Source organism: Burkholderia sp. Bp9142 (genome assembly GCF_003853415.1).
GTDB lineage: Bacteria > Pseudomonadota > Gammaproteobacteria > Burkholderiales > Burkholderiaceae > Burkholderia.
This window is the reverse complement of sequence record NZ_QTPP01000001.1, coordinates 20,050-43,683: the sequence shown is the minus strand read 5'-3', so window position 1 is coordinate 43,683 and position 23,634 is coordinate 20,050. Positions and strand designations below refer to the sequence as shown.

The 23,634-nt window shown below is 68.0% G+C and carries 19 protein-coding genes; 16 read left to right on the top strand and 3 right to left on the bottom strand.

Annotated elements, in window-relative coordinates; genetic code table 11:
* The first annotated feature begins 326 nt into the window (after positions 1-326).
* From DIE22_RS00200 to DIE22_RS00140, 12 genes are all read left to right on the top strand, one after another.
* A complete protein-coding gene (locus DIE22_RS00200) occupies positions 327-2,390 on the top strand; it encodes a FimV/HubP family polar landmark protein (RefSeq protein ID WP_124604040.1) in 2,064 nt (687 codons plus the stop codon).
* On the top strand, positions 2,390-3,202 hold the full coding sequence (gene truA / locus DIE22_RS00195) for a tRNA pseudouridine(38-40) synthase TruA (protein WP_185640517.1): 813 nt from the start codon (positions 2,390-2,392) through the stop codon (positions 3,200-3,202). Before DIE22_RS00200 ends, truA begins: the two co-directional genes overlap by 1 nt.
* A complete protein-coding gene (locus DIE22_RS00190; RefSeq protein ID WP_124604434.1) occupies positions 3,199-3,900 on the top strand; it encodes a phosphoribosylanthranilate isomerase in 702 nt (233 codons plus the stop codon). Before truA ends, DIE22_RS00190 begins: the two co-directional genes overlap by 4 nt.
* A gap of 56 nt (positions 3,901-3,956) precedes the next feature.
* Positions 3,957-5,150: a tryptophan synthase subunit beta gene (trpB, locus tag DIE22_RS00185; RefSeq protein WP_124604037.1), complete on the top strand. Its 1,194-nt coding sequence runs from the start codon at positions 3,957-3,959 to the stop codon at positions 5,148-5,150.
* A gap of 9 nt (positions 5,151-5,159) precedes the next feature.
* Positions 5,160-6,011, top strand: a complete 852-nt coding sequence (locus tag DIE22_RS00180; protein WP_124604035.1) for a DNA-methyltransferase — start codon at positions 5,160-5,162, stop codon at positions 6,009-6,011.
* 88 nt (positions 6,012-6,099) lie between these two features.
* Positions 6,100-6,915: a tryptophan synthase subunit alpha gene (gene trpA / locus DIE22_RS00175; RefSeq protein WP_124604033.1), complete on the top strand. Its 816-nt coding sequence runs from the start codon at positions 6,100-6,102 to the stop codon at positions 6,913-6,915.
* 64 nt (positions 6,916-6,979) lie between these two features.
* The gene (accD, locus tag DIE22_RS00170) at positions 6,980-7,852 is read left to right on the top strand and encodes an acetyl-CoA carboxylase, carboxyltransferase subunit beta (protein ID WP_044843820.1); all 873 of its coding nucleotides are present in this window, start codon (positions 6,980-6,982) and stop codon (positions 7,850-7,852) included.
* A gap of 100 nt (positions 7,853-7,952) precedes the next feature.
* Positions 7,953-9,263 (top strand): bifunctional tetrahydrofolate synthase/dihydrofolate synthase, encoded by a 1,311-nt coding sequence (gene folC / locus DIE22_RS00165; protein ID WP_124498464.1) that lies wholly within the window; start codon positions 7,953-7,955, stop codon positions 9,261-9,263.
* A 29-nt stretch (positions 9,264-9,292) separates the two neighbouring features.
* Positions 9,293-10,141 carry an SPOR domain-containing protein gene (locus DIE22_RS00160; RefSeq protein WP_124498463.1) on the top strand — a complete coding sequence of 283 codons (849 nt, stop codon included), beginning with the start codon at positions 9,293-9,295 and terminating at the stop codon, positions 10,139-10,141.
* Positions 10,142-10,147: 6 nt separating this feature from the next.
* The gene (locus tag DIE22_RS00155) at positions 10,148-10,642 is read left to right on the top strand and encodes a CvpA family protein (protein WP_124604031.1); all 495 of its coding nucleotides are present in this window, start codon (positions 10,148-10,150) and stop codon (positions 10,640-10,642) included.
* A gap of 51 nt (positions 10,643-10,693) precedes the next feature.
* Positions 10,694-12,226 (top strand): amidophosphoribosyltransferase, encoded by a 1,533-nt coding sequence (gene purF, locus DIE22_RS00150; protein ID WP_124604029.1) that lies wholly within the window; start codon positions 10,694-10,696, stop codon positions 12,224-12,226.
* 258 nt (positions 12,227-12,484) lie between these two features.
* Entirely contained in the window at positions 12,485-13,678 is a 1,194-nt protein-coding gene (locus tag DIE22_RS00140; protein WP_124498459.1) for an O-succinylhomoserine sulfhydrylase, read from the top strand.
* A 101-nt stretch (positions 13,679-13,779) separates the two neighbouring features.
* Here the strand turns inward: DIE22_RS00140 and DIE22_RS00135 are convergent, their stop codons facing one another.
* From DIE22_RS00135 to DIE22_RS00125, 3 genes are read right to left on the bottom strand one after another with little or no spacing between them, the layout of a single operon-like run.
* Entirely contained in the window at positions 13,780-14,754 is a 975-nt protein-coding gene (locus DIE22_RS00135) for an NAD-dependent epimerase/dehydratase family protein (RefSeq protein ID WP_124604027.1), read from the bottom strand.
* Positions 14,741-15,787 (bottom strand): GDP-mannose 4,6-dehydratase, encoded by a 1,047-nt coding sequence (gene gmd / locus DIE22_RS00130; protein WP_124604025.1) that lies wholly within the window; start codon positions 15,785-15,787, stop codon positions 14,741-14,743. The genes DIE22_RS00135 and gmd overlap by 14 nt, the downstream gene beginning before the upstream one ends.
* Before the next feature lie 35 nt (positions 15,788-15,822).
* A complete protein-coding gene (locus DIE22_RS00125; protein ID WP_124498456.1) occupies positions 15,823-16,887 on the bottom strand; it encodes an acyltransferase in 1,065 nt (354 codons plus the stop codon).
* Positions 16,888-17,072: 185 nt separating this feature from the next.
* On the opposite strand from DIE22_RS00125, the gene DIE22_RS00120 reads away from it, so the two are divergent.
* The 4 genes from DIE22_RS00120 to DIE22_RS00105 all read left to right on the top strand — a co-directional run bounded on the left by DIE22_RS00120 (position 17,073) and on the right by DIE22_RS00105 (position 23,521).
* Complete coding sequence (locus DIE22_RS00120) at positions 17,073-17,276, top strand: hypothetical protein (RefSeq protein ID WP_124604023.1); 204 nt, start codon at positions 17,073-17,075, stop codon at positions 17,274-17,276.
* Positions 17,277-17,380: 104 nt separating this feature from the next.
* Positions 17,381-19,573, top strand: coding sequence for a hypothetical protein (locus DIE22_RS00115; RefSeq protein ID WP_185640526.1), 2,193 nt, complete (start codon positions 17,381-17,383; stop codon positions 19,571-19,573).
* 19 nt (positions 19,574-19,592) lie between these two features.
* Complete coding sequence (locus DIE22_RS00110) at positions 19,593-21,059, top strand: flippase (RefSeq protein WP_124498453.1); 1,467 nt, start codon at positions 19,593-19,595, stop codon at positions 21,057-21,059.
* Positions 21,056-23,521: a glycosyltransferase family 4 protein gene (locus DIE22_RS00105; RefSeq protein ID WP_185640516.1), complete on the top strand. Its 2,466-nt coding sequence runs from the start codon at positions 21,056-21,058 to the stop codon at positions 23,519-23,521. The genes DIE22_RS00110 and DIE22_RS00105 overlap by 4 nt, the downstream gene beginning before the upstream one ends.
* Positions 23,522-23,634 lie beyond the last annotated feature (113 nt).

Below are 23,634 nucleotides of genomic sequence, written 5' to 3'. Positions count from 1 at the left end.
GGATTTTCATCGATTGATGATCGTTTTTTTGATAAAGCGCGTCGCGCGCGATTCGTTGTGGGGATCGGCACGGCAGTCGCGCCGATCCGCGCGCCGGCAGCCCGGCGCGGGCAGCGGTCGCGCCGACGCACGAGCGTGGACGGCCGCATCCGCCGGCGACGAATTCGGCCGGAATCCGATCGTGTGAAGTAAACTATGCGGTTACGACGCGCAGAGCCGCCGAAAGCGTCGCGTTCCGCGCGACGCTTTTGCATTTCTGCGGCGACTTTATTGACGCTTCCCTACGCGAATCCGAGCCGCGCCCGCGCGCGGCGATAGAGCCTACGATGTCCCGAATTTCCTTGTTTCCGCGTCAGTCCCGTCTGTCGCGTGCCGTGCGTGGCGCGCTGGCGATCCTCGCGCTCGGCGCGGCCGCGTCGGCCTGGGCGGCCGGCACCGGTGAACTGCCGGCGTCCGCCGCCGGCGGCGCCGTGCCGCTCAACGTGACGGTTCAGCCGGGCCAGTCGTTGAACGACCTCGCGAAAGCGGCCACGCAGTCGCACGACCCGGGCGTGCTCGCGCGCGCCGGCCGTGCGCTGTTCGACGCCAATCCGCAGGCGTTCATGAAGCACGACCCGAGCCGCCTGAAAGTCGGCGCGACGCTGACGGTGCCGGCGCTCGACGCGACGGGCGCGGCGCTCGTGCCGGCCAGTGCGTCCGCTGCATCGGCTGCATCGGCAGCGGTCGTGCCGGCCGCCGCGTCGGGCACGGCCGCAGTCGCAGTCGCGCAGCGTGGTGCGTCCGCGCCGCACCCGGGGTCGGCCGTGCAAACCGCGCCGGCCGCATCGGCTGCGCATGCGGCGCCGGTCAGCGGCGCGAGCGTCGCGGCGGCGGGGGCGGCGGGGGCATCGGCTTCGATCGGCGCGTCTGCCGCACATGGCGCGTCGACGGTCGAACCCGTTCAGCCGGCAGCGCCTGCGGCCGGTGCGAGCGGGCCGCACGTGTGGAGCGGCGCGATCCAGTCCGCCCCGTCGTCCGCGAGCGAAGCTGCTGCGCAGCCCGCACCGGGCGGCTCGGCTCAAGGCATGCACGAACCGTCCGCGGCGGCACCCGTCGCGGGCGCGTCGCAAACGCGGCCGTCGAGCCTGCAGCAACTGCTCGCGCTGAAGAACCGCGTGCTGATGGAGCTGCAGAAGCACGGAATCGGCAAGCCGGCCGCGACGAACAACCTTGCGCCGGCACCGGCACCCGCTGCTCCGCGCCCCGCCGCGAATGACGCAGGTGCCTCCGTTGCCGCGTCGTCGCCGGTCGCGAGCGAAGCGGCGTCCGGCGCGGCCGCCAGCGCGGTGCAGCCGGCATCGGCGCCGGTACGGCCGGCGGCGCCCGTGACGACAGCCGCGCCCGTGCGCGGTTCGGAACAGATCGACTGGCGTCCGGCTGCAGTGGCCGGCGCGGCCGTGGTCGTTCTCGCGGCCGGGTTCGCGTGGCGCAAGCGCCGCAAAGCGCGGCCTGCCGATACGGTAGCCGCGGAGTCCGGCGGGACGGCTGCTGCCGATGCCGGCGCATCGTCGTCGTCCGTCGAACCGTTGCCGCCGATCCTTCCCGAGACGCCGGTTGCCCGCGACGCGGCCGCCGATGCGAATCTGATCGCGGCTACCGCGGCAGCGGCGCAGGCGAGCGATACGCGCGAAGCCGATCTCTCGCCGCCGCCGGAAGGGGGGAAGGCGCATGCCGATCAAGTGGAGGCGCCGTCCGCGCACGCCGCGCCGGAGCGCGACGCAGCACCGGCCACGCACGACGAGCAGCCTGTCGCGGAAGCGGCCGCGGACAAGTCGCTTCAAATGCCTGCGGGGCCTTCGACGAACGACGCCCAGCACGCGGCACTGATGCAGAACGCGATCACCGCGCTCAACAGCCTCGACATGCCGTTGCCGCCGCGTACGGCGGACGAACCGGCCGCGCGGGAAGGGCAAGCCGAAAGCGAGCAAGTCGCAACTAACGGTCAGTCCGCGTCGCATCCGCCCATTGGCGCGGGCGATCTGTCCCCGGAACACCCGGCCGACCAGGACGACGCGTTCGACTGGGATCCGGAAGCGGCAACGCCCGCGCCGCATGCGGGTGGTCCGTCCGCGCCGTCGTCGCTGCCGCCGCTCGGCGGCGCGCAGTTCGGCGCGTTGAAGCTGGATTTCGATCTCGACCTGCCGTCCGCGCCGGGTGCCGCGTTGCCGGCGCTGACGCCGGAAGAGCTGGCGCGCATCGCGCGCAACAAGCTGGATCTCGCGTCCGAGTACGTCGAGCTGGGCGACCTGTCCGGCGCGCGCACGCTGCTGCAGGAAGTGGTCGACGCGAACGACGCCGCGACGCGCGACGATGCGCGCGCGCTGCTCGCGAAACTGGCGGAAGAGGCGTGATGCGGATCGCGCTGGGGATTCAGTACGACGGCGCGGCGTTCTGCGGCTGGCAGTCGCAGCCGCACGGCAAGACCGTGCAGGATGCGCTCGAGCGCGCGCTCGGCGAATTCGCGTGCGGGCCGCTGCACACGACGGTCGCGGGACGGACCGACACGGGCGTGCACGGGCTCGGACAGGTCGTGCACTTCGACACGGAGCTCGACCGCGCGGATTTCTCGTGGGTGCGCGGCACCAACGCGTTCCTGCCGCCGACCGTCTCCGTGCAGTGGGCGAAGCCGATGCCGGACACGTTTCACGCGCGTTTCTCGGCGTTCGAACGCACCTACTACTACGCGCTGTACGTGCATCCCGTGCGCTCGCCGATGCTGGCCGGCCGTGCCGGCTGGATCCACACGCCGCTCGACGACGACGCGATGCGCACCGCCGCCGCGCACCTGATCGGCGAGCACGACTTCTCGTCGTTCCGGTCGTCGGAATGCCAGTCGAAGACGCCGGTCAAACACCTGTACCAGATCGACGTGCGGCGCGCGGGCCACTTCATTCATTTTCGTTTCCGCGCGAACGCGTTCCTGCACCACATGGTGCGCAACCTGATGGGCTGCCTCGTCGCGGTCGGGCGCGGCCGCTATCCGGCGGACTGGCTCGCCGACGTGCTGGCCGGGCGTGACCGCAATCTCGCCGCGCCCACGTTCATGGCCGACGGGCTGTATCTCGCCCATGTCGGCTACCCGGCGGAATTCGCCGTCCCGCCCGCGCAGCTCGGCAGCGTGCCGTGGAGCGGCGTCTGGGCAGATCTGGACCCACAACCATGACGGATCACGCCGTGTCTCCCTCGACTCCCGCCGCGGCTGGTCTCGCGCCGCGCACGCGCATCAAGCTGTGCGGCCTGTCGCGCCCCGAGGACGTGCTGCATGCCGCCGCGCTCGGCGCCGACGCGATCGGCCTCGTGTTCTATCCGAAGAGCCCGCGCGCGGTGTCGATCGCTCAGGCGGCCGAGCTTGCGCGCCTCGCGCCGCCGTTCGTGTCGGTGGTCGGGCTGTTCGTGAACGCGACGGCAGCCGACATCGAGGCGGTCGTGCGCGACGTGCCGCTCACGGTGCTGCAGTTCCACGGCGACGAGACGCCCGAGCAGTGCGACACGCTCGGCCGTGCGGCGCGCCTGCCGTGGTTGCGCGCGGTGCGCGTCGGCCCCTCGACGCAGCCGTCCGATTTGGTAGAATCGGCTCTTCATTATTCGAAAGCGCGCGGCCTCCTGTTCGACACCCTGGTGCCGGACTACGGCGGTAGCGGCAAGGTCTTCGATTGGTCACTTATTCCCGCAGAGCTCGCGCATCGGGCCGTTTTGAGTGGTGGCTTGAACGCGCAAAACGTCGGTGATGCGATCCGCCAGTTGCGCCCGTTTGCTGTCGATGTCTCGAGCGGCATCGAAGTGGAGGGCGCGAAGGGCGTGAAGGATCACGCCCGGATGGCGGCGTTCGTACGCGCGGTGCGCGAAGCGGACGCCGGGTGATGCAAGTCGGTGCGGCCCCGAAAAGCGGCGCGCATCGACCAATCGAGAGTGACACCATGTACAACCTTCCTGATGATCGCGGCCACTTCGGCCCGTATGGCGGCGTGTTCGTCGCCGAAACGCTGATTCATGCGCTGGACGAACTGCGCACGGCGTATGAAAAATTCCGGAACGACCCCGATTTCGTCGCCGAATACGAGCGCGAGCTGAAATATTTCGTCGGCCGTCCGTCGCCGATCTATCACGCGCAACGCTGGAGCGAGACGCTCGGCGGCGCGCAGATCTACCTGAAGCGCGAGGACCTGAACCACACCGGCGCGCACAAGATCAACAACGTGATCGGCCAGGCGCTGCTCGCGAAGCGCATGGGCAAGAAGCGCGTGATCGCCGAGACGGGCGCCGGCCAGCACGGCGTCGCGACGGCGACGATCTGCGCGCGCTTCGGGATGGAGTGCATCGTCTACATGGGCGCCGAGGACGTGCGCCGCCAGGCCGCGAACGTCTACCGGATGAAGCTGCTTGGAGCTACGGTCGTGCCGGTCGAATCGGGTTCGCGCACGCTGAAGGACGCGCTGAACGAAGCGATGCGCGACTGGGTCACGAACATCGAAAGCACCTTCTACATCATCGGCACGGTCGCGGGCCCGCACCCGTATCCGGCGATGGTGCGCGACTTCCAGCGCGTGATCGGCGACGAGTGCAAGGTGCAGATGCCGGAACTCGCCGGCCGGCAGCCGGACGCGGTGATTGCGTGCGTCGGCGGCGGCTCGAACGCGATGGGCATCTTCTATCCGTACATCGACGACACGTCGGTGCAGCTGATCGGCGTCGAAGCGGCCGGCGACGGCCTCGACACCGGCCGTCACGCGGCATCGCTGATCGCCGGCAGCCCCGGCGTGCTGCACGGCAACCGCACGTACCTGCTGCAGGACGACAACGGCCAGATCATCGAGACGCATTCGGTGTCGGCCGGTCTCGACTATCCGGGCGTCGGCCCCGAGCACGCATGGCTGAAGGACAGCGGCCGCGCGCAGTACGTGGCGATCACCGACGACGAGGCGCTGAAGGCGTTCCACGACTGCTGCCGGATCGAGGGGATCATCCCCGCGCTCGAGTCGAGCCACGCGATCGCGTATGGCGTGAAGCTCGCGCCGACGTTGCCGAAGGACAAGATCCTGCTCGTCAACCTGTCGGGCCGCGGCGACAAGGACATGCACACGGTCGCCGAGCGATCGGGCATCGCGCTCTGACCCCGACCGATGCGTGATCTGATCGAACAGCCGGGCGGCGGGGCCGCGAGCGAAGCGGAGGCGGGGCAGCCTGCCGTCGCCATGCCGCGCGCACTGCCGTCCGGGATCGAACTGCACAACCGCGATTTCACGACCGAAGCCGCGCGCCTGCCGGATGCGTCGATCGACCTGATCGTCGCCGATCCGCCGTACGGGCTCGGCAAGGACTACGGCAACGACTCGGACAAGCGTTCGGGCGACGATTTCCTCGCGTGGACGCGCGAGTGGCTCGAGCTCGCGATTCCGAAGCTCAAGCCGAGCGGGTCGATGTACATCTTCTGCACGTGGCAGTACGCGCCGGAAATCTTCAGCTTCCTGAAGACGAAGCTCACGATGGTCAACGAGATCATCTGGGACCGGCGCGTGCCGAGCATGGGCGGCACGACGCGCCGTTTCACGTCGGTGCACGACAACATCGGCTTTTTCGCGGTTTCCAAGGCGTATTACTTCGATCTCGATCCGGTCCGCATCCCGTACGACGCCGACACGAAGAAGGCCCGCTCGCGCAAGCTGTTCGAAGGCAGCAAGTGGCTCGAGATGGGCTACAACCCGAAGGACGTCTGGTCGGTCTCGCGCCTGCATCGGCAGCACGCGGAGCGCGTCGATCATCCGACCCAGAAGCCGCTGGAAATCATCGAGCGGATGGTGCTCGCGAGCTGCCCGCCGGGCGGCCGTGTGCTCGATCCGTTCATGGGCAGCGGCACGACCGCGGTGGCCTGCGCACGGCAGGGGCGCGACTTCGTCGGCTACGAGATCAACGAAAGTTATTGCGCGATCGCGCATGAGCGCGTGAACGCGCTCGCCGCGCAGGCGTGCGCGTGAGTCGCGCCGCCGCAGTGCCGATCGCTGCTTTGCATGGGACCGGAGTAAGCGCTAAAGCGCTAACTCCGGTCGACAAAGGAAAATTGCCATGAATCGTATTCAGCAAACCTTCGCCGCACTCGCCGAACAAGGCCGCAAGGGCCTGATCCCGTTCATCACGGCCGGCGACCCCGATCCCGCGAAGACCGTCGAGTTCATGCACGCGCTCGCCGAAGGCGGCGCCGACGTGATCGAGCTCGGCGTGCCGTTCTCGGACCCGATGGCCGACGGCCCGGTGATCCAGCGCTCGTCGGAACGTGCGCTCGCGCGCGGCGTCACGCTGAGGAGCGTGCTCGCCGACGTGAAGCGCTTCCGCGAGACCGACCAGAAAACCCCCGTCGTGCTGATGGGCTATGCGAACCCGATCGAGCGGATGGGCGTCGACGCGTTCGCGACCGAAGCGCAGGCGGCCGGTGTCGACGGCGTGCTCGTCGTCGACTATCCGCCCGAGGAAGCGGGCGTGTTCGCCGAGAAAATGCGTGCCGCGCAGATCGATCCGATCTTCCTGCTCGCGCCGACGTCGACCGACGAACGCATCGCCGACGTGGGCAAGATCGCGAGCGGCTACGTGTACTACGTGTCGCTCAAGGGCGTGACCGGCGCCGGAAATCTGGATGTTTCGAGCATTGCGGGTAAAATCCCGGCCATCAAGTCGCGCGTGCCGGTTCCGGTGGGCGTCGGCTTCGGCATCCGCGACGCCGAAACGGCGCGTGCGGTGGCCGAAGTGTCGGACGCCGTCGTGATCGGCAGCCGCCTGGTGCAACTGCTCGAGAGCGCCGCGCCGGAGGGTGCCGCCGTCGCGCTGAAGACATTCATCGCCGAACTGCGCGCCGCCCTGGACGGCACCGGCGACACGGCGCGATAAACACAACACAGGAAGCGGGAACGGGCCGATTGGCCCGCCCCGCCACGGAACAGGAAACCATACGATGAGCTGGCTCGACAAACTGTTGCCGCCGAAGATCAAGCAGACCGACCCGAAAAGCCGCAAGGGCATTCCGGAAGGCCTGTGGGTCAAGTGCCCGTCCTGCGAGGCCGTGCTGTACCGCAACGACGTGGACGCGAACCTGCACGTGTGCCCGAAGTGCGATCACCACATGCGCATCGGCGCGCGCGAGCGCCTCGACGGGCTGCTCGATCCGGAAGGCCGCTATGAAATCGGCCAGGAAATCGTGCCGGTCGACTCGCTGAAGTTCAAGGACAGCCGCAAGTACCCCGATCGTCTGAAGGAAGCGATGGACGAGACGGGCGAGACCGACGCGATGGTCGTGATGGGTGGGGCGATCCACACGCTGCCCGTCGTCGCGGCCTGCTTCGAGTTCTCGTTCATGGGCGGCTCGATGGGTTCGGTCGTCGGCGAGCGCTTCGCGCGCGGCGCGCAGAATGCGCTGGAACAGCAAGTGCCGTTCATCTGCTTCACGGCGTCGGGCGGCGCACGGATGCAGGAAAGCCTGCTGTCGCTGATGCAGATGGCCAAGACCACCGCGATGCTGACCAAGCTGGCCGAAGCCAAGCTGCCGTTCATCTCGGTGCTGACCGACCCGACGATGGGCGGCGTGTCGGCGAGCTTCGCGTTCCTCGGCGACGTCGTGATCGCCGAGCCGAAGGCGCTGATCGGCTTCGCCGGCCCGCGCGTGATCGAGCAGACGGTTCGCGAGAAGCTGCCGGAAGGCTTCCAGCGCGCGGAATTCCTGCTGAAGACGGGCGCGATCGACATGATCGTCGACCGCCGCAAGATGCGCGACGAGATCGCGCAGCTGCTCGCGCTGCTGCAGCGACAGCCGGCCGACGCGCTGGCCTGACAGGCGGGCGTTGTGAACCGCGCGCGTCGCCCGGCTGAACCGCCGGGCGGCGCGTTTCGTTTTTTTGGCGTAGTGGCGGTACCGATTCAGATTTGATCCGATGAGCACTTTTCCCACTCTCGACGCGTGGCTTTCGCATCTCGAACGCGCGCACCCGGTCGGCATCGACATGGGCCTCACCCGCATCGGGCAGGTCAAGGCGGCGCTGCAGCTCGAATTCGCGTGTCCCGTGATCACGGTCGGCGGCACGAACGGCAAGGGCTCGACCTGCGCGTTCCTCGAGGCGATCCTCGTTCATGCGGGCTACAAGGTCGGTTGCCACACGTCACCGCACCTGCTCGAATTCGGCGAGCGCGCGCGCGTGAACGGGCAGCAGGTCAGCGACGTCGAATTGCTGCCGCACTTCGAAGCCGTCGAAGCCGCGCGCACGTCGCTGCCCGAGCCGGTGTCGCTCACGTACTTCGAATTCACGACGCTCGCGATCCTGCACCTGTTCGCGTCGCGCGGGCTCGATGCAGTGATCCTCGAAGTCGGCCTCGGCGGCCGGCTCGATGCGGTCAACATCATCGATACCGATTGCGCGATCGTCACGAGCATCGACATCGATCACACCGAATACCTCGGCGACACGCGCGAGAAGATTGCGTTCGAGAAGGCGGGGATCTTCCGCGCGGGCAAGCCGGCGATCTGCGGCGATCCCGCGGTGCCGAACACGCTGGTCGACCATGCCCGGGCGATCGGCGCGGACCTGTGGCTGGTCGGCCGCGATTTCCGCTATGAAGCGCAGCCGGGCGCGGAGCGCCAGCAATGGAGCTACCTCGGCCGCGAAAAGCGCTATCCGGCGCTCGCGTATCCGGCGCTGCGCGGCGCGAACCAGCTGATCAATGCATCGGCCGCGCTGGCCGCGCTCGAGGCGCTGCGCCCGGTGCTGCCGGTGTCCGCGCAGGACATCCGGCTCGGGCTCGCGAACGTGGAGCTGCCGGGGCGCTTCCAGGTGCTGCCCGGCAAGCCGGCGATCGTGCTGGACGTCGCGCACAACCCGCACGCGGCGGCCGTGTTGGAGCAGAACCTCGGCAACATGGGCTTCTTCCCGTACACGTACGCGGTGTTCGGCGCGATGCACGACAAGGACATCGACGGCGTGTTGCGGCACCTCAAGGGCGAGATCGACCACTGGTGCGTGACCGACCTGCCGCTGCCGCGCGCGGCGAGCGCGGAGCAACTCGAAGCCGCGCTGCGCAAGGCCGGCGTGGAGGAGGGGGCCGATTCGAGCGTGACGCGGTTCGCGTCGCCGGCCGAAGCGTTTCGCGATGCACTAAAAAGAGCATCCGAGAATGATAGAATCGTGGTTTTCGGCAGTTTCCATACGGTGGCAGGTGTGATGGCCTACCGGAAATCGCAGCAACACTGACTGACGGGCAGTTTCGGACTCAGCCATTCATGGGAATTTTCTCGTTCGGCAAGAAAGACGACGACGCGCCCACCCGGCGCGGCGGTCGTACCGGGGCCTCCCGGAACGTGCGCACGGAGCGCACTGAACGCGTCGAGCGACGCACGCGCCGTACCGAGCGTCCGGAATCGGACGCACTGCTCCTCGATCCGACCCTTCCTGAAAAGCAACGCGCCCGCCGGCGTCTCGTCGGCGCGATCGCGCTCGTCGTCGCCGCGGTGATCGTCTTGCCGATGGTGCTCGATTCGCACCCGAAGCCGGTGACGGACGATATCGCGATCGATATTCCGAACCGGCCTGCGCACCAGGCGGTCGCGTCGCGTGACGACGACGCGTCCGACGTGCAGGCGGGCGTCGCGCACGACGAACTGCCGGCCTCCGATGTCGCGGTGGCGGCCGCTCCAGCGCCCGCGGCGAAGGATGCGGCCAAGCCGGCCGCGAAACCCGATACCACGACCTCGACGACCACGGCGAGCGTGACGCCGCCGAAGCCCGCTGCCAAGCCGGCCGCGGCCGCCCCCGCGGCGAAGCCGGTCGCGCCGAAGCCGGCGCCCGCGGCGGTCGCGAACGCCGACGCCGCGGCCGACAGCGGCGACGCGTCGTCGCCGGCATCGCCGGCCGGTGCGCGCTTCGCGGTGCAGCTCGGTTCGTTCAAGGACGCCGCGACGGCCCGTTCGTGGGCCACCAAGTTGAAATCGGCGGGCGTGCCCGCATATGTCGAGCACAGCAAGCAGGCGGACGGCAGCGCGGCTACACTGCTGCGTGCCGGCCCGTTCGCGGATCGTGCGGCGGCATCCGCCGCGATCGCGAAGGTGCGCGAAGCCGGACTCACGCAGTAACGTGCGATGCTGACGGCTTTCGACTACGCTGTATTGGCGGTGATCGCGTTGTCTGCGCTGCGTGGCGCATGGCGCGGTTTCGTCTCGGAGATTTTCGGGCTGATCGGCTGGATCGCGGCGGTCATGATCGCGGCTCGCTATGTCGGACTGGTGGTGCCGTATATTCCGGCGAACTGGCCGGGCGGCGCGCTGACACAGTGGGTGCTCGCGTTCGCGCTGATCGTGATCGGCGTCGTGTTCGTCGCGGGCGTTGCGAACGCGCTGTTGTCGCGGATCGCGCAGGCGACGGGCCTCGGCGGGGTCGATCGTTCGCTGGGCATGATGTTCGGGCTCGTCCGCGGCTGCGTGCTGGTGGTGCTGCTGGTCGCGGCGGCCGGGCTGACCGAATTGCCCAAACAGGATTTCTGGCGCAATGCGCTATTGCGTCCTTTCGCCGAACAGGGCGTGCACGAGCTGAAGCAGTTCCTGCCCGACGGCATGGCCCAGTATGTGCGCGTGTGACGACGCGGCCGGGCAGGACGGAACCGATTTTGTCATCTTGAAGGACATGCCATGTGCGGCATCGTAGGTGTTATCTCCCAATCCCCGGTCAATCAGCTGATCTATGACAGCCTGCTGCTGCTGCAGCATCGCGGTCAGGACGCAGCGGGCATCGCGACGGCGGACGGCAGCAATTTCCACATGTACAAGGCGAACGGCATGGTGCGCGACGTGTTCCGCACGCGCAACATGCGCAGCCTGCCCGGCACCTTCGGCATTGGCCAGGTCCGCTATCCGACGGCCGGCTCGGCGTCGAGCGAAGCCGAGGCGCAGCCGTTCTACGTGAACGCGCCGTTCGGGATCATCCTCGCGCACAACGGCAACCTGACGAACTGGGAACAGCTGAAGGACGAGATGTTCCGGATCGACCGCCGGCACATCAACACCAATTCCGACAGCGAAGTGCTGCTCAACGTGTTCGCGCACGAGCTGCAGCTGGCGACGACGGGCCTCGAGCTCGATCCGGCCGCCGTGTTCAAGGCCGTCGCGGGCGTGCATCGCCGCCTGCAGGGCTCGTACGCGATCGTGTCGCTGATCGCCGGCTACGGCCTGCTCGCGTTCCGCGATCCGTTCGGCATCCGCCCGCTGTGCATCGGCAAGCTCGAGACCGAACACGGCACCGAGTGGATGGTCGCGTCGGAGTCGGTGGCGGTCGAAGGCATCGGTTTCGAATTCGTGCGCGACGTGCGGCCGGGCGAAGCGATCTTCATCGACAAGGCCGGCAATTTCCACAGCCAGCAGTGCGCGGAGCACCCGACGCTGAATCCGTGCATGTTCGAATACGTGTATCTCGCGCGTCCGGACTCGTGCCTCGACGGCGTGCCCGTCTACAACGTGCGCCTGCGCATGGGCGACTACCTCGCCGAGAAGATCAAGCGCGAGCTGCCGAACGTGCCGATCGACGTCGTGATGCCGATTCCCGATTCGTCGCGTCCGGCCGCGATGCAGGTCGCCGCGAAGCTCGGCGTCGAGTATCGCGAAGGCTTCTTCAAGAACCGCTACGTCGGCCGCACCTTCATCATGCCGGGCCAGGCCGTGCGCAAGAAGTCGGTGCGCCAGAAGCTCAATGCGATGAGCATCGAGTTCAAGGACAAGAACGTGCTGATCGTCGACGACTCGATCGTGCGCGGCACGACCTCGCACGAGATCGTGCAGATGGCGCGCGATGCGGGCGCGAAGTCGGTGATCTTCGCGTCGGCGGCACCGCCCGTGAAGTTCCCGAACGTGTACGGCATCGACATGCCGACGCGCGGCGAGCTGGTCGCACACGGCCGCACCGACGACGAAGTCGCGAAGATCATCGGTGCCGACTACCTGATCTATCAGGACGTCGACGACCTGCGCCGCGCGGTACGCGACATCAACCCGAAGCTCGAGCGCTTCGAGGCGTCGTGCTTCGACGGCAACTACATCACCGGCGCCGTGACGCCCGAGTATCTCGATGCGATCGAGCGCGCCCGTCTCGCGCCGGCGTCGCAGGCCGATCGCGACACGGCGGGCGACACCGCGCGTTCGCAGATGAACCTGCAGCTGTCGGTCGAGTGATGCCGGCGCACGCTTCCGACGAAGCGTGATAGGATGTGGCCTTGCGTCGATTTGATTCAGCTTGCGGACGCGGGGCGATTTCCCAAAACAGCTAAAGCGAAGGCCGGCGCCAGCCGGCCCGAGTCGATCGCTGTCGTACCGCACCGAAGCCCGCTGATGCCGACGCATAGCGGGCTTTTTGTTTTGGCCTGATTTTGTGGCTGGGTTCGCGCCTGATGCATGACCCTCGGCGCGACCCTCGAATACGGAAAACGGAACATGGACGACTCCCTCAACTTCGACACGCTCGCCGTGCGTGCGGGCACGCTGCGCAGCAGTGACTTCAACGAGCATTCGGAAGCACTGTTCCTGACGTCGAGCTTCTGCTTCACGAGCGCGGCCGAGGCGGCCGAGCGCTTCGCGAATTCGGAAGACTATTTCACCTATTCGCGCTTCACGAACCCGACCGTCACCATGTTCCAGGACCGTCTCGCCGCGCTCGAAGGCGGCGAGGCCTGCATCGCGACGGCGTCGGGCATGGCCGCGATCATGTCGGTCGTGATGTCCGCGCTGCAGGCGGGCGATCACCTCGTCAGTTCGCGCAGCCTGTTCGGCTCGACGCTCGGGATGTTCTCGCAGATTTTCAGCAAGTTCGGCATCACGACGACCTTCGTCGATCCGACCGACCTGAACGCGTGGCAGGAAGCCGTGCGGCCCGAGACGAAGATGTTCTTCCTCGAGACGCCGTCGAACCCGCTGACCGAACTCGCCGACATCGAGGCGATCGGCAAGATCGCGAAGGCTGCGAACGCGCTGTTCGTCGTCGACAACTGTTTCTGCAGCCCGGTGCTGCAGCAGCCGCTGAAGCTCGGCGCGGACGTCGTGATGCACTCGGCGACGAAGTTCCTCGACGGCCAGGGGCGCGTGCTCGGCGGCGCGCTGGTCGGCTCGAAGGCGTTCATCATGGGCAAGGTGTTCCCGTTCGTGCGCAGCGCGGGGCCGACGCTGTCGGCGTTCAACGCGTGGGTGCTGCTGAAGGGGATGGAGACGCTGTCGCTGCGCGTCGAGAAGCAGTCGGCGAACGCGCTGGAAATCGCGCGCTGGCTCGATTCGCATCCGGCCGTCGCACGCGTGTTCTATCCGGGGCTCGAATCGCATCCGCAGCACGAACTCGCGAAGCGCCAGCAGAAGGCGGGCGGCGCGATCGTGTCGTTCGAGCTGAAGGGCGATACGCCCGAGCAGCAGCGCGCGAACGCGTGGCGCGTGATCGACAGCACGAAGCTGATCTCGATCACCGGCAACCTCGGCGATACGCGCACGACGATCACGCATCCGGCGACGACGACGCACGCGCGCATCACGCCGGAAGCGCGTGCGGCCGCGGGGATCACGGAAGGGCTGATCCGTCTCGCGGTCGGCCTGGAGCATGCGGGCGACGTGCGCAACGATCTCGCGCGCGGCCTCGAGGGCTGAGCGCGGCGGCTCCGATTTCAGGGCCGACATGACGACGGGCCGCTCGACAGAGCGGCCCGTTTTCTTTTGACTGGCGACGAACGCGCGTTGTGTTGCCGGAATCAGCCGGTCTGCTCAACCTGCCCGGGCCGCGGCACGTCGCGCATCGCTTCCATCATCCAGCGCAGCGTGTCGTCGAGCGGCGTCGCGGGCAGCTCGCCCACCGCGCGCCGCAGCTTGTCGCGCGACCCGCTCAGGCGCTTTACTTCGTTGTGCCGCACGAAACGCGGATCGATCGTCACGTCGATCACGTAGCCGGCAATCCTCGACAGCATTGCCAGCACTTCCTTCAGCGAATACGCGCGCTCCGAGCAGACGTTGAACGTCTCGCCGGCCGGCGCGGCTTCGAGCAGCTTCAGATAGGCGGCCGTCACGTCGCGCACGTCGGAGAAATCGCGGCTCACGTCGAGATTGCCGAGCGAGATGCGCGGCGCGTTGCGCGCATAGTGCGACACGAGCTTCGGCAGCAGATACGCGTCGTCCTGGCCGACGCCCGTGTAGTTGAACGGCCGCGCGATCACGATCGGCAGCCGGTCGGCCCACAGCTTCGCCGCGTATTCCATCGCGAGCTTGCTGACCGCGTAGTCGTTCGCGGGCGCGGGCGCGACGGTCTCGTCGAGCACGCCGGCCGTCGAATTGCCGTAGACGTTCGCGCTGCTGGCGAGCAGCACCGCCGACGGACGGCGGTCGAGGCCGGCGAGCGCGGCCAGCAGGTTGCGCGTGCCGGCGATGTTGACCGCGTAGGTTTGCGACGGCTCGTCCTGCGCGACATGCGCCCGCGCGGCGAGATGCACGACCGCATCGGGCCGCGCATCGGCCGCCGCTGCCCGCATCGCGTTCGCATCGAGCAGGTCGACCGGCAGCAGCGTGCAGTTCGCGAACGCCGGATCGTCCTGCCGCGCCGCGCCGGGCGCCACGGTACCCCACACGTCGTAGCCGGCCGCTTCGAGGCGTTGCGCCATGTAGCGGCCGGTGAAGCCCGTCAGGCCCGTGACGAACGCACGCCGCGACGGGCGTGCGGCTTCAGTACGTGTCATGGTGACGATTCCGCGTCAGGTCCGCTTCGACCATCATCTGGCAGAGCTGTTCGAGCGTCGTCTCCGGCGCCCAGCCCAGCTTGGATTTGGCCTTGTCCGCGCAGCCGATCAGCAGGTCGACTTCGGCAGGGCGGTAGAACTTCGGATTCACTTCGACGAGCACGTTGCCGTTCGACGCGTCGAGGCCGCGCTCCTGCTCGCCCTTGCCGGTCCATTCGAGCTGGTAGCCGGCGGCCGCGAACGCCATCCGCACGAAGTCGCGCACGGTCTCGGTGCGGTTGGTCGCGAGCACGTAGGTATCGGGCTCGTCGACCTGCAGCATCCGCCACATCCCTTCGACGTATTCGAGCGCGAAGCCCCAGTCGCGCTTCGCGTCGAGGTTGCCGAGCTCGAGCCGGGTCGCCTTGCCGAGCTTGATCTTCGCGACGGTGTCGGTGATCTTGCGCGTGACGAACTCGCGGCCGCGCAGCGGCGATTCGTGGTTGAACAGGATGCCGCTGCAGCCGAACAGGTCGTAGGATTCGCGGTAGTTCACGGTCATCCAGTGCGCGTACAGCTTCGCGACGCCATACGGGCTGCGCGGATAGAACGCGGTCGTTTCCGTCTGCGGGATCGCCTGCACCTTGCCGAACATCTCGGACGTCGACGCCTGGTAGAAGCGCGTCTTCGGGCTCACCACGCGGATCGCCTCGAGCAGGTTCAGCGGGCCAAGGCCCGTGACTTCGGCGGTCGTCGCCGGCTGGTCGAACGACACGCCGACGAAGCTCTGCGCGGCCAGGTTGTACAGCTCGTCGGGCTGCGTGCGTTCGAGCAGCCGCAGGCTGGAGCCGGCGTCCGTCAGGTCGTGCTCGACGAGCGACAGGTTCGGGTGCGTGTCGACGCCGAGCTCGGCGATGCGCCAGAAGTTCACCGAGCTGGTGCGGCGGTAGGTGCCCGTGACCTCATAGCCCTTGTCGAGCAGCAGCTTGGTCAGGTAGGCGCCGTCCTGCCCCGTGATCCCCGTGATGATGGCCTTCTTGCGGTTTTGGCTCATGGCAATGTCCTGGTCGAAACGATGGATTGAGAAAGTCAGGCGGTCGTGCGCGCGGCGGCGGGCACCGTGGGGCGCGCCGGGCCGCGTGTCAGGCGCCGCTCGAAGCCGTACCAGCTCAGGGTGGCGTACGCGAGCGTGATGGCGAGTGCGAGCGCGGCCGTGACGAAGCGGTTCAGGTGCAGCGGCCACAGCGCGTACAGCACGCTCAGGTGAATCAGGTAGACGGTGTAGCTGACGGTGCCGACGTACACGAGCAGCGGGTTCGTCAGCACGCGCTGTACGAAGCCGCGTCCGCGCAGCGCGATCACGACGATCGACGTGCACAGCAGCAGCGAGATGCTGTAGAGCGCGGCATTCGACATCGGCGTGTTCGCCGCGCGGAAGCGCGGGAACGACAGGTGCAGCCAGCCGAGGATCGCGAGCGACACGAGTGCGCCGACGATCGCGAGCGGGTAGAACGGCTCGAGCGCGCGCCGGTCGCGGCGCAGCACGATCGCGAGCAGCGCGCCGGCGGCGAGCAGGTCCATCCGGAACGGCGTCAGGTAGTAGATCGGCCAGAACGAATCGAACCACGGCGTCGCGATCGCGCGCAGCACGGGCGCCGCGACGATCAGCGCGGCGGCGATCCACAGCAGCGCGCGTTCCGAGCACCACAGCACGACGAACGGCCAGAAGATGTAGAACTGCTCCTCGACGGCGAGCGACCACAGCACGTTCAGGCTGTCGTGGCCGATGCTGCCGAGCGACAGGCCGATGTTGGTCGAGAAGAACGCGAACCACGGCCAGTGCGGCAGCCAGCTCGCGCCGAACAGCAGCGTCGACACGACGAGCAGCAGCACGTACGGCGGCAGGATCCGGCGCACGCGGCGCGCGTAGAAGTGGCTGAAGTACGACTGCCCGCGTGCCTTGCGGTCGAGCAGGATGCCGGTGATCAGCAGGCCGCTCAGCACGAAGAACAGGTCGACGCCCATCCACAGCGGCGCCTTCAGCGCGTGTTGCAGGAACACGGCGCCGACGGCGATCGCGCGCAGCCCGTCGAGTTGCACGATGCGGCCGTGTTGCGGCGGGGCGAGGTCGGCGGTGCGCGAGATGCCCGTCATCGCGCCGCTCCTTCGCGACGCGCGGCCGATGCCGTGGCGCGCCGCGCATCCGATGCGTGAACGTAATGCATGCGTTTAAATGAAATATTGAGTCGAAATCGATTCTAGGGAAAAGAAATCGGCAAAAAAACGCATGGCATTTATCCGATTGAAAACATTCAAATGCCGGTCATTTCAATCGCGACATGAAAGGTTTGCAGGCTGTGCGCCCCGTCGGACGGGCTGGAACGGCATTTTCTACGGATCGTCGCGTGAAGGGCGGTCGATATTTCCGCTTCGCCGGGCCGATTCAAGTCTGTTCCGGCTCGATATTTCAGGCGGAAACATCCCCAAATATTTCCAAATTTCTTGTGATTATTTTTGCTTGTAACCTGCATCGCGACGTTTGAAACCTATTTAGCGACAGGGCATCCGGGCAGGCAGTTTCGCCGCGGCGCCGGTCGCTTCCGCATCGAGTCTGGAGAGCGCATTGCGACGTCTGATTCTGGTTGGCATGACGGTATGCGCGGCGCTGTCCGCGAGCGCCGCTCCGGCTGAAACCGTGTTGCCCGCGACCACGTCGTGGATCGGCAACACGTTCGGCTATGGCGACGGCAGCTGGACGCAGATCGACATTCGCGCGATCGCGGTGACGCCCGACGGCAAGGTGTATACGAACGCGCCATGGGACGAGAGCGGTGCCGAGGCGAGCGTCTACCAGGACGGGAAGATGCTCGGCTTCGCCGGCGGCACGCACGGCTGGGGCAACCTCGGCGGCAACGCGGTCGCGGTGAACGGCAAGTATGCGTACGTCGCGATCGGCGTCGGCAACGAGCGCGGCCACCTGCAGTCGCCCGGCATCTGGCCGGACAAGGGCAAGCAGTGGTTCGGCATCTCGCGGCGCACGATCGGCGACATGAAGCAGCCGGCGCCGTTCCGCGCGGCGCCGCAGGTCGCGCCCGGCGGGCGCGCCGATGCCGGCCGCGCGCGGATGGCCGCCAGCTTCATGGTGATGAACGAGGTGGCGGCCCCCGCGCGCTCGGAGGTGGGCGAGGCGAAGGCTGAAGTGGGCGGCCTCGCGGCGGACGACAGGACGCTGTTCGCGACGAACCCGGCGCATGACGAAGTCGACGTGTACGACGCCGAGACGATGCAGAAGAAGGGCACCTGGAGTGCGCACGAGCCGGGCCGCATCGCGCTTGCCGGCGACGGCACGCTGTGGCTGCTCACCGATACGATCAACGGGCCCGCGCATCTCGTGCACGTGCGCGCGGACGGCCGCAAGCTCGACGACGCGCCCGCGCTGCCCGAAGGCACCGAAGCGGTGGACGTGGCGGTCGATGCGAAAGGGCGCGTGCTGGTGGCGGACAACGGTCCGCGCCAGCAGGTGCTGATCTTCTCGAAAGGCGGCAAGGGCTATGCGCCGTCCGGCACGCTCGGCGAGCGCGGCGGGATCTTCACGGGCCCGGTGCCGGGCCGCCCGGGGCCGCAGCGCTTCAACGGGCTGACGGGCGTGGGCGTCGATCGCGCGGGCAACGTGTACGTGTCCATGAACGGCATCGGGCCGCGTCACGACACGATCGGCGCGGGGCTCGGCGCCGTGCTCGAGAGCTACACGCCGGACGGCAAGCTGCGCTGGCAGGTACAGGGGCTGCTGTTCGTCGACGGCGCGTGGCTCGATCCCGCGCGGCCGAACAGCGTGTATACGGGCAACAAGCGCTTCGAGCTCGACCTGTCGAAGCCGCCCGGCCAGGACTGGAAATACGCCGGCTTCCTGTCGAACCGCTTCAAGTATCCGGACGATCCGGTGTTCCACACGGACCAGTATCCCGGTATGCCGTTCGCACGGCGCGTCGACGGCCGCACGTTCCTGTACCTGACCGACATGTACGCCGATCACCTGAAGATCTACCGCTTCGACGCGAAGCGCGACGGCGAGGTCGCGATTCCGTCGGGCCTGATCGCGGGCCGCGCGCGGCCGGTCGACAAGGTGCCGAACAAGCCGCCGGGCGGCGACTGGATCTGGCGCGATGCGAACGGCAACGGCCGGCTGGACGAGGACGAGTTCACGACCAACACGACGGGCAAGGCGAAGGCGGGCGGCTGGGGCTGGTGGGTCGACACGAAGGGCGACATCTGGCGCACGAGCGACGTGCGCGGGATCCATCGCTTCGGCTACGGCGGCGTCGACAAGGCCGGCAACCCGGTCTACGCGTACGACAAGGTCACGACCTATCCGATGCCGCAGCCGTTCACGCAGCTGCGCCGCGCGATCTACGAACCGCAGACGGACACGCTGTACGTGACCGGCTACACGGCCGACGCGCCGCCGCAGCCGGGCATCAACAAGGAAGTCGGCCGCGTGCTGGTGCGCTTCGACAAGTGGTCGACCGGCTCGCCGGTGGTGCGCTACACGGTCGCGCTGCCGTGGCAGCTCGACGCGAAGCCGATCCTCGACCTGATCGGGATCACGGTCGAGGGCCGCTACCTCTTCACGGTGGAGCCGGTCGGCAAGATCCACGTGTACGACAAGGAATCCGGCAAGGAAGTCGGCGTGATGAGCCCGGGCGCGGAGGTCGGCAAGGCGTCGGGCTGGGTCGACGTGCCGTTCGGCATCAGCGCGTTCCGGCGCGAGAACGGCGAATACCTGGTGTTCGTCGAGGAAGACGCACGCGGCAAGGTGCTCATGTACCGCTGGAAACCGTAACAGGCCCATGGGCAAAAGCATGGACAAAGGCATACTCAAGAACGTTTCGATCAACTTCATCGGGCTGATCCTGCCGACCTTCGTGTCGCTGGTCACGGTGCCCGCGTATATCCACGCGCTGGGCGTCGAGCGCTACGGCGTCGTCAGCCTCGTGTGGACCCTGATCGGCTATTTCGGGATCCTCGATCTCGGGATGAGCATGGCCGCGCAGAACCACATCTCGAAGGCGCTCGCGAGCGGCAACGCGGACGAAAGTGCGCGTGTCTTCTGGAGCGCGTTCTGGCTGAACCTCGGCACCGGCATCGTCGGCGGCCTGCTGATCTATTTCGGCGCGTTCGTCTACACCGCGTATTTCACGAAGGCGTCGGCGGCCATGCAGCACGAGGTGTATCTCGCGCTGCCGTGGCTCGCGCTCGCGATTCCGCTCGCGAACGTATCGTGGGTGTTCGCCGGCGCGATCAACGGCGCCGAACGGTTCGGCGTGTTCAACACGAACCAGACGATCGGCACGTTCCTGTTCCAGCTGCTGCCGCTCGGCGCCGCGTGGTGGATCGCGCCGAACCTGCAGACGGTGCTGGCGGCCGCGGTCGTCGCGCGGCTGATCGCGGCGGTGATGCTCGGTCACGCGAGCATCAAGGTGCTCGGGATCCGGCGCATCGACCCGCCGCAGTGGGGCACCGCGAAGGGGCTGTTCAACTTCGGCGGCTGGATGCTGATCGCGAGCACGACGAGCATGATCGCCGACACGCTCGATCGCGTGATGCTCGGCGCCGGCATGGGCGCGAAGTTCGTCACCTACTACACGGTGCCGCAGAACCTCGTCACGCGTCTGAACATGCTGCCGAACGCGCTGGTGCGCACGCTGTTCCCGCGCCTGTCGGCGGTCGGCCGCGATCACGCCGACACGCTCGCGCGCCAGTCGCTCGAATTCCTGAATGGCGTGTTCACGCCGGTCGGCATCGTCGCGATCTTCGCGCTCGCGCCGTTCCTCACGCTGTGGGTCGGCGCCGATCTCGCCGCGCATTCGGCGCCGGTCGGCCGCGTGCTGGTGGTCAGCGTGTGGCTCGTCGGCCAGGCGAGCGTCACGCGGATCCTGATCCAGTCGCAGGTCAACCCGGCGCGCGCCGCATTCGCCGGCCTCATCGAAATGCCGTTCTTCGTCGGCGGCCTGTGGTTCGGCATTCATCACTTCGGGCTGATCGGCGCGGCGGTGGTCGTCGCGACGCGGGCGCTGGTCGACTACGGCGTGCTGCTTTACCTGTCGGCGATCCGGATGCGCGCCATCGTGCTCGACATGCTCGCGCATCTCGCCTTCCTGCTCGCGAGCCTGTTGCTCGCGCAAGCGTGGTCGGGGCTCGGCGAGTCGATCGGCCTGTGCGCGGTCGTGCTGGTGCTGAACCTGGCGTGGTCGTTCACGATGACGCCGGGGCTGCGCGCGCTCGTGCGCGACCTGTTCGTCCGTCTCAATGCGAGGAAAACCATATGAATCGCGATCTGGCGGAACACGCCATCCTGAACGTGGCCACGGCCGATGCCGCCGTGGCCGAAGCCGGCGACGCCGCCGCGCTGCGCCGGTCCGGGCCCGCCGGGCGGGCAGGCGCACGCGATGCGTCGCGCCCGCTGCGCGTGGCGATCGTCCACGACTGGCTCGTCACGTACGCCGGCGCCGAGCGCGTGCTCGAACAGATCGTCGCGTGCTTTCCCGACGCGGACCTGTTCAGCCTCGTCGACTTTCTCGACGATCGTGCGTTCGTGCGCGGCAAACCGGTGACGACCTCGTTCATCCAGAAACTGCCGTTCGCGCGCACCAAGTACCGCAGCTACCTGCCGCTGATGCCGCTCGCGATCGAGCAGCTCGACGTGTCGGACTACGACCTCGTGATCTCCAGCAGCCATGCGGTCGCGAAGGGCGTGCTGACGGGGCCGGACCAGATGCACATCAGCTACGTGCATTCGCCGATCCGCTATGCGTGGGACCTGCAGCACCAGTATCTGGAACAGTCGAACCTCACGCACGGGCCGAAGTCGCTGCTCGCGCGGATGATCCTGCACTACATCCGCAACTGGGACACGCGCACTGCGAACGCGGTGGACGGCTTCGTCGCGAACTCCGCGTTCATCGCGCGACGCATCCGCAAGGTGTATCACCGCGATGCGGCGGTGATCTTCCCGCCGGTCGACGTCGACGGCTTCTCGCTGAACGAGGTGAAGGACGATTTCTACCTGACCGCGTCGCGCATGGTGCCGTACAAGAAGATCGACCTGATCGTCGAGGCATTCTCGCGCACGCCGGAGCGCAAGCTCGTCGTGATCGGCGACGGCCCGGAGATGCAGAAGATCCGCGCGAAGGCCGGCCCGAACGTCGAGATCATGGGCTACCAGCCTTTCGCGGTGCTGCATGACCGGATGCGCCGCGCGAAGGCGTTCGTGTTCGCGGCCGAAGAGGATTTCGGAATTTCGGTGGTCGAGGCACAGGCGTGTGGCACGCCCGTGATCGCGTACGGCAAGGGCGGTGCGCTCGAAACCGTGCTCGAACCGCGCTCGCACGCGAACCCGACCGGGCTGTTCTTCGACGAGCAGACGCCGCACGCGATCGTCGCGGCGGTCGACGATTTCGAGCGGGCGCCGCAGCGCTTCACGCCGCACGCGTGCCGCGCGAATGCGGAGCGCTTCTCCGCCGACACGTTCCGCCGGCGTTTTCTCGATTATGTGGAGGCCGCGCTGCCCGGCTCGACCGCGCAGCGCGGCACGGCCGTCGCGCCGATGCCGGCCGCGCGCGGCCCGGCGACGCTCGTGCTGGACCAGAGCGGCGTGCTCGGCGGCGCGGAGCTGTCGCTGCTGGAGATCATGAAGCACATGCGCGCGAACGCCGACGTGCTGCTGTTCGACGACGGCCCGTTCCGCGCGGCGCTCGACGAGATCGGCGCGCGCGTCGACGTGCTCGACCAGGGCGCGCTCGCCGGCGTGCGCAAGCAGGGCGGCGTGTCGGCCGGTGCGTTGAAGCGGCTCGTCGGCATGGTGCGCGACGTCGCGCGGCGCGCGCGGCGCGCCGAGGTGATCTACGCGAACACGCAGCGCGCGATGGTGGTCGCGGCGTTGGCCGGGCGGCTCGCGCGCAAGCCGGTGGTCTGGCACCTGCGCGACATCGTCAGCGGCGACCACTTCGGCAGCAAGCAGCTGATGGCGATCAAGTACGGCGCGCGGTTCGGTGTCACGCGCGTGATCGCGAACTCGGACGCATCCGCGCAGGCGTTCCGCGCGCTGACGGGCTTCACGCCGCAGCACGTCGACGTCGTGTTCAACGGCATTTCGGCCGAACCGTTCGACGCGCTGGACACTGTCAGCCAGGCCGCGCTGCGTGCGCGCTTCGGGCTGCCCGAGCACGCATGGCTGGTCGGGTCGTTCAGCCGCCTCGCGCACTGGAAGGGGCAGCACCTGCTGCTGGAGGCCGCGGCCCGCCATCCCGACATGCACGTGGTGCTGGTCGGCGCGCCGCTGTTCGGCGAGGATGAATACGCGGCGCAGCTGCACGAGATCGTCGCGCGCCACGGGATGGACGACCGCGTCCACTTCCTCGGATTCCAGCGCGACGTGGCCGCGTGCATGAAGGCGGTCGACGTGGTCGCGCATACGTCGATCACGCCCGAGCCGTTCGGGCGGGTGATCGTCGAGGGGATGCTCGCGCGGCGGCCGGTGGTCGCGGCCCGCGCGGGCGGGGTCGTCGAGATCATCGAGGACGATGACAACGGGCTGCTCTGCGAGCCGGGCGACGCGGCCGCGCTGGCCGCTGCGCTGGGCAGGCTGAAGCACGACGCCGCGTTGCGCGAGCGGCTCGTCGCGAGCGGGCGGGCGACCGCGGTGCGCCGGTTCGGCACCGACACCTATGTGGAGCGGGTCGAGAAGATTCTCTCGGATACGGCGAAGGCCGCGAAGGCGAAGAAGCGGTAGGCGCGCCGCGAACCGACGCGCCATGCGTCGGGAAACGAGCCCTCATGCGGTGTCGCGCTGCATGAGGGCTTTGCTTTGGGGTGGACGGGCGCCTGTCGCGCGGTCAGGCGGAG

What these genes read in the sequence shown, in the direction of transcription:
- DIE22_RS00200 (WP_124604040.1), top strand. Translation starts at nt 327, where the DNA reads ATGTCCCGAATTTCCTTGTTTCCGCGTCAGTCCCGTCTGTCGCGTGCC.
- truA (WP_185640517.1), top strand. Translation starts at nt 2,390, where the DNA reads ATGCGGATCGCGCTGGGGATTCAGTACGACGGCGCGGCGTTCTGCGGC.
- DIE22_RS00190 (WP_124604434.1), top strand. Translation starts at nt 3,199, where the DNA reads ATGACGGATCACGCCGTGTCTCCCTCGACTCCCGCCGCGGCTGGTCTC.
- trpB (WP_124604037.1), top strand. Translation starts at nt 3,957, where the DNA reads ATGTACAACCTTCCTGATGATCGCGGCCACTTCGGCCCGTATGGCGGC.
- DIE22_RS00180 (WP_124604035.1), top strand. Translation starts at nt 5,160, where the DNA reads ATGCGTGATCTGATCGAACAGCCGGGCGGCGGGGCCGCGAGCGAAGCG.
- trpA (WP_124604033.1), top strand. Translation starts at nt 6,100, where the DNA reads ATGAATCGTATTCAGCAAACCTTCGCCGCACTCGCCGAACAAGGCCGC.
- accD (WP_044843820.1), top strand. Translation starts at nt 6,980, where the DNA reads ATGAGCTGGCTCGACAAACTGTTGCCGCCGAAGATCAAGCAGACCGAC.
- folC (WP_124498464.1), top strand. Translation starts at nt 7,953, where the DNA reads ATGAGCACTTTTCCCACTCTCGACGCGTGGCTTTCGCATCTCGAACGC.
- DIE22_RS00160 (WP_124498463.1), top strand. Translation starts at nt 9,293, where the DNA reads ATGGGAATTTTCTCGTTCGGCAAGAAAGACGACGACGCGCCCACCCGG.
- DIE22_RS00155 (WP_124604031.1), top strand. Translation starts at nt 10,148, where the DNA reads ATGCTGACGGCTTTCGACTACGCTGTATTGGCGGTGATCGCGTTGTCT.
- purF (WP_124604029.1), top strand. Translation starts at nt 10,694, where the DNA reads ATGTGCGGCATCGTAGGTGTTATCTCCCAATCCCCGGTCAATCAGCTG.
- DIE22_RS00140 (WP_124498459.1), top strand. Translation starts at nt 12,485, where the DNA reads ATGGACGACTCCCTCAACTTCGACACGCTCGCCGTGCGTGCGGGCACG.
- DIE22_RS00135 (WP_124604027.1), bottom strand. Translation starts at nt 14,754, where the DNA reads ATGACACGTACTGAAGCCGCACGCCCGTCGCGGCGTGCGTTCGTCACG.
- gmd (WP_124604025.1), bottom strand. Translation starts at nt 15,787, where the DNA reads ATGAGCCAAAACCGCAAGAAGGCCATCATCACGGGGATCACGGGGCAG.
- DIE22_RS00125 (WP_124498456.1), bottom strand. Translation starts at nt 16,887, where the DNA reads ATGACGGGCATCTCGCGCACCGCCGACCTCGCCCCGCCGCAACACGGC.
- DIE22_RS00120 (WP_124604023.1), top strand. Translation starts at nt 17,073, where the DNA reads ATGAAAGGTTTGCAGGCTGTGCGCCCCGTCGGACGGGCTGGAACGGCA.
- DIE22_RS00115 (WP_185640526.1), top strand. Translation starts at nt 17,381, where the DNA reads ATGACGGTATGCGCGGCGCTGTCCGCGAGCGCCGCTCCGGCTGAAACC.
- DIE22_RS00110 (WP_124498453.1), top strand. Translation starts at nt 19,593, where the DNA reads ATGGACAAAGGCATACTCAAGAACGTTTCGATCAACTTCATCGGGCTG.
- DIE22_RS00105 (WP_185640516.1), top strand. Translation starts at nt 21,056, where the DNA reads ATGAATCGCGATCTGGCGGAACACGCCATCCTGAACGTGGCCACGGCC.